General features: G+C 71.5%; 1 pseudogene. It reads left to right on the forward strand.

Features of this window, described 5'->3' with window-relative positions:
* Positions 1 to 241 precede the first annotated feature (241 nt).
* Positions 242 to 1,246, forward strand: a pseudogene (locus AB0G02_RS40640) (PQQ-dependent sugar dehydrogenase); the annotation flags it as partial.
* Positions 1,247 to 1,324 lie beyond the last annotated feature (78 nt).

The following is a 1,324-nucleotide window of genomic DNA, read 5'->3' on the forward strand; positions in this document are numbered from 1 at the left end:
GCGATCGCGCCGTCCCGTGCCGGGCAACCGCCCGCGCGGGACGACGCCGTGCCACCGAGGAAGTCGACCCCGTCCCACCACCGCGAGCCGTGCGCGCCGCGCGCGACCGAGATCGAAGGTATGACCCGCCATGAGAAAACGACTCACCGCGGCGTTCGCCGCCGCCCTGCTGGCCGTGGCGGGGGCGGTGGTCTTCACCGCCGCCACCGCGCCGCCCGCGTCCGCGCACACGGTCAACCCGGCCGACTTCCAGCAGGTCGAGCTGGCCAAGGGCGTCGCCGAGATGGGCGAGCCGATGTCGATGACCGTGCTGCCGGACCGCTCGGTGCTGCACACGTCGCGCAACGGCACGCTGCGCCGCACCACGGCGTCCGGGACCACGAGCGTGATCGCCACCATCCCCGTCTACACCCACGACGAGGAAGGGCTCCAGGGCGTCGCGGCGGACCCCAACTTCGCCACCAACCGGCAGATCTACCTGTACTACGCGCCGCCGCTGTCGACACCGGGCGGCGACGCGCCGTCCACCGGCTCGGACTTCTCCGCCTGGAACGGCGTCAACCGGCTGGCCCGGTTCACCCTGAACTCGGACTACACGCTGAACATGGCCAGCCAGGTCGCGGTGCTGGACGTGCCGACCACCCGGGGGATGTGCTGCCACGTCGGCGGTGACATCGACTTCGACGCGGCGGGCAACCTGTACCTGTCCACCGGCGACGACTCCAACCCGTTCGACTCGGGCGGCTACACGCCGATCGACGAGCGCAGCGGGCGCAACCCGGTGTACGACGCCCAGCGCAGCGCCGGCAACACCAACGACCTGCGCGGCAAGGTGCTGCGGATCAAGGTGAACACCGACGGGTCGTACTCGATCCCGGCCGGCAACCTGTTCGCGCCCGGCACCGCCAGCTCCCGGCCCGAGATCTACTCCATGGGCCTGCGCAACCCGTTCCGCTTCAACGTGGACAAGGCCACCGGCGCGATCTACCTCGGTGACTACGGTCCCGACGCCGGCGCCTACAACGCGTCCCGCGGACCGGCCGGCCAGGTGGAGTTCAACCGGATCACCTCGGCGGGCAACTACGGCTGGCCCTACTGCACCGGCACCAACACGGCGAACGAGGCCTACGTCGACTTCACGTTCCCGTCCGGTCCCTCGGGCAGCCGGTTCAACTGCGCCGCGCCGGTCAACAACTCCCCGAACAACACCGGCCTGACGACCCGGCCCGGCGCGCGCGCGGCCTGGTTCTAGTGCGTCAAGGGCTCGTTCGCCGCGGTCGGCTGCGGGTCGGAGTACCCGAGGGCCGCGCCGGGCTTCCGGGTC

It is taken from the genome of Actinosynnema sp. NPDC023658, assembly GCF_040639995.1.
In the GTDB taxonomy this organism is placed as follows: Bacteria; Actinomycetota; Actinomycetes; order Mycobacteriales; family Pseudonocardiaceae; genus Actinosynnema.